Source organism: Herminiimonas glaciei (assembly GCF_042664955.1).
In the GTDB taxonomy this organism is placed as follows: Bacteria; Pseudomonadota; Gammaproteobacteria; order Burkholderiales; family Burkholderiaceae_D; genus Oxalicibacterium; species Oxalicibacterium glaciei.
This window is the reverse complement of the sequence record NZ_JBHTBU010000003.1, coordinates 1-3,390: the sequence shown is the minus strand read 5'-3', so window position 1 is coordinate 3,390 and position 3,390 is coordinate 1. Positions and strand designations below refer to the sequence as shown.

The following is a 3,390-nucleotide window of genomic DNA, read 5'->3' as shown; positions in this document are numbered from 1 at the left end:
ATCTAACTTCCTAGCCTATTAATTAGAGTTATTAATTAGAGACAAATCTATTAGGGTCCCCAAACTCCAATATCTAACTTCCTAGCCTATTAAATAGAGTTACTAATTAGAGATAAGTTTATTCGCACCCATCATAGCCAGTTATCCACGGCCCCGCCCGTCGCTCCATGCATAGAGCACGGGCGGGCGGGGCGGTGGATAACTTGCGGGCTAACCACTACACTTGCAAAAAATACTTTCCCCTCCTTGCCTCGTCGCAAATCCCCGAGTAGCATGTACTCGTCATAGGAGAGGTAACTCCCAAACAAAGACGGTACTTGGCGCTTGATTAGCGATACAGCGGAGCAAAGGTCTCATAAGCTACGCATCAAGGGATCGCCTCCCGCACAACTCACATAGTCCCCCTGTGACTTCATCGTCGTTTCTATTAATCGACGGTGGGGTCATAGCATCCCGTCATTTCGGCAGCGTTGATTCCATCGTCATAACGAATGGAGTCCTCATGTCCAAACATAACCTAATCAAAGATAAGCTTAAGCCCGCGCTCGATAGCGTACACGTTCCGCAGGACGTGCCGTTAGCGAGCGCGCTGCTATCTCGTCTAGTAATACGAGATAAAAGTTCAGAAGAACACGTTCAACCAAGCAATATGAGTCTCACTTTTTCAATTGAACAAACTGAACGCGTCACTCTCGCTGCCGGCAGAAATAATATTGGCACACTGCTATTTCATCCAATTCCTAACGACGAATCGCATCACACAGTTGCCCATGTGGATTGGCTAGGCATCACATTACGACTTCCAGAGGGTAAAGGTATCGATTGGCTTTTTCAGGAACTGAAATCCGTTTTTGATCTTGCCGTTACACGAGTAAGACATACCGGTTGGAATGGATATTTACATCGCGCAGATATTGGAAAACTTGGACTGGTTGCATGGGGAGGAAAAGCTCAACGCGGCACGGCTCACATAGAGATAAACGGCACAGGTTGTGCTCACATTTCAGATTGGAGACAGGTGCAGTCTTGGGGAACGCAACATTTCGCCAGAATTACACGTATCGATCTGACACATGATGATCTTGAGGGCATTCAATGCAATATTGATCGCGTCTTAGAATGGCAAAGCTCTGGTGGCTTTAACTGCGGTGGCCGAAACGCCAAAGTTAAACTTGCAGGGGATTGGCACGACTGCACTGAGGGACGTACCGTTTATATTGGTACACGTGGAAACAAGATGTTGCGCTGCTATGAAAAGGGGAAGCAACTGGATGATCCTGCAAGCCGATGGTTTAGAGTCGAGCTTGAACTACGAAATAAAAATCGTCTCCTCCCTTGGGATATGCTCACGCGTGCAGGGCAGTACCTATCTGGCGCCTATCCTTGCTTAGCATTTTTATCTGCCGAGCAATGCAAGCTTAGAACTACGCAAAAAGCGACAGATATATCGCTTGAATCCATGACTGGCAATGCGGCTCGCCTATCAGGTAAAGCTATCAATGTACTTATGCACTTGCACTGCGAAGACGCTAATGTCGTAGTTGATCTTCTACGCCGAGACAGGATTCCAAAACGTTTGGAACCATACGAAGAACACCTAAAGGCTATGCATGATAGGAAACCTACATCATGAAAACCTTTGATTTGAAAGAGGCCGCAAGCTTCTTGAAACTTCACTTCGAAGAAGTTCGCCGCCGTGCAAAGGCAGGAATTATTCCTGGCGCCAAGGTAGGTAAACGTTGGGGGTTCATCGAAGATGATCTTGCTGACTATATGCGATCGTTATATGCTCAACCTCGGCAAGCGTTGCAAGTGGGGCATAAGGAGGAAAATTTATGTCACTCTCAAAACGCGGTAAGACGTGGTGGATTAGCTTCACCACAACAAATGGCGAGCGAATTAGATGCTCTGCTAGAACAGAAGACAAGACTCAAGCGCAAGAACTACACGACAAGTTAAAAGCGGAATCGTGGCGTATTGCTAAATTAGGCGACAAACCTAAAAGGACTTGGGATGAAGCAGCCTATAAGTGGTTGATGGAGACTCAGCTTAAAAAGTCACACCGTGACGATGTTTCAAAAATAAGCTGGCTCCAACAATTTTTTAGAGGTAAGTATCTCGATGAGTTGACGCGAGAAATAATCGTTAAGGTAGGCGAGTTAAAGTACAAGGAAACGACTCCAGCAACCGCTAATCGTTTACTCGCTTTGATTCGAGCCATATTGCGGAGAGCAGCTTTTGATTGGGAGTGGATAGATAAACCTCCAGTCATTAAACTCTATCGAGAATCGAAGAGGCGCGTACGTTATTTAACTCCGTTAGAAGCTAATGTCCTTCTCCAAGAGTTACCTGATCATCTTTCAGATATGGCGAAGTTTTCATTAGCTACCGGACTAAGACGTGCGAATGTTACGAAACTGGAGTGGTCACAAGTTGATATTACGCGAAGGGTTGCGTGGATTCACGGAGATCAAGCAAAGGCTGGAAAACCGATTCACGTTACTTTAAATGCGACGGCGTGCAATGTTTTGCGCAAGCAGATTGGTAAAGATCCACGGTGGATCTTTACTTATCAAGGTAATCCTGTGACACAGGTCACGACTAAAGCTTGGTATAAGGCATTGAATCGCGCTGGAATCGAGAACTTTCGTTGGCATGACTTACGGCACACTTGGGCGAGTTGGCTGACTCAACAAGGTGTACCTTTAAACGTAATCCAAGAAATGGGCGCGTGGGAGTCATCAGAGATGGTAAAGCGATATGCCCATCTAGCACCGGAGCAGTTTGCGAAGCACGCTCAGGTATTAGACGGTGTGCTCGAGGGTACAAATTTGACACATTTAAAATAGAAAAGGGTTAGCAGTTACGCTAACCCTTTGATATTACTGGTGCTGATGAGGCGAATCGAACACCCGACCTACTGATTACGAATCAGTTGCTCTACCAACTGAGCTACATCAGCGAAGCCGCTTATTCTATCAAAAAATAGTATCTAACTGTTGCGTAATACATGCTTTCTTGCTCGATTCACGAGCCTGGCAAAGGTGACAGCAAGCATGTGTACTTCTATTTTGCACCAAGCCCGTAACCTCTCATGACGTACACTTGGAATGCCCAGTACAGCAGTCGATCGAGGCTGCGACAAAAGCTACATCTGCACCACTTCCTCAACGAACCACGCGATATCGAATGCGTATTTAGAAACTAAAGCAGATCTTGCACCGGAATTTTGTAGCTGCATTGATGCTGAGCAGGCAGCTTTTCTAAGGAAGGTTACTCTGATGGCGGGATTTTGAAGCGAATGCGGGCACGAATCACGGATATACAAACCTATCGCGCAAAAGCAAAAACCCTCCAGTATTTCTACTGAAGGGTTTTCTAAATAAAAGC

The 3,390-nt window shown here is 46.0% G+C and carries 4 protein-coding genes and 1 tRNA gene; 3 read left to right on the top strand and 2 right to left on the bottom strand.

Annotated features, from left to right (window positions below; genetic code table 11):
• Positions 1-502 precede the first annotated feature (502 nt).
• The 3 genes from ACFQPC_RS16625 (at position 503) to ACFQPC_RS16615 (ending at position 2,849) form a co-directional block, all read left to right on the top strand.
• Complete coding sequence (locus ACFQPC_RS16625; RefSeq protein ID WP_382272967.1) at positions 503-1,633, top strand: replication initiation factor domain-containing protein; 1,131 nt, start codon at positions 503-505, stop codon at positions 1,631-1,633.
• Positions 1,630-1,959, top strand: a complete 330-nt coding sequence (locus tag ACFQPC_RS16620; RefSeq protein WP_382272966.1) for a helix-turn-helix domain-containing protein — start codon at positions 1,630-1,632, stop codon at positions 1,957-1,959. The genes ACFQPC_RS16625 and ACFQPC_RS16620 overlap by 4 nt, the downstream gene beginning before the upstream one ends.
• A gap of 77 nt (positions 1,960-2,036) precedes the next feature.
• Positions 2,037-2,849 carry a tyrosine-type recombinase/integrase gene (locus ACFQPC_RS16615; protein WP_465261808.1) on the top strand — a complete coding sequence of 271 codons (813 nt, stop codon included), beginning with the start codon at positions 2,037-2,039 and terminating at the stop codon, positions 2,847-2,849.
• A 37-nt stretch (positions 2,850-2,886) separates the two neighbouring features.
• Here ACFQPC_RS16615 and ACFQPC_RS16610 read toward each other — a convergent pair.
• Positions 2,887-2,962: transfer RNA gene (locus ACFQPC_RS16610), tRNA-Thr, on the bottom strand.
• 186 nt (positions 2,963-3,148) lie between these two features.
• Positions 3,149-3,390 (bottom strand): hypothetical protein (locus ACFQPC_RS16605; protein ID WP_382272965.1); only part of this gene is annotated, 242 nt, incomplete at its 5' end.

Excerpts from the sequence above, each read along its gene's own strand:
- ACFQPC_RS16620 (WP_382272966.1), top strand. The coding sequence starts at position 1,630 with ATGAAAACCTTTGATTTGAAAGAGGCCGCAAGCTTCTTGAAACTTCAC.
- ACFQPC_RS16625 (WP_382272967.1), top strand. The coding sequence starts at position 503 with ATGTCCAAACATAACCTAATCAAAGATAAGCTTAAGCCCGCGCTCGAT.
- ACFQPC_RS16615 (WP_465261808.1), top strand. The coding sequence starts at position 2,037 with ATGGAGACTCAGCTTAAAAAGTCACACCGTGACGATGTTTCAAAAATA.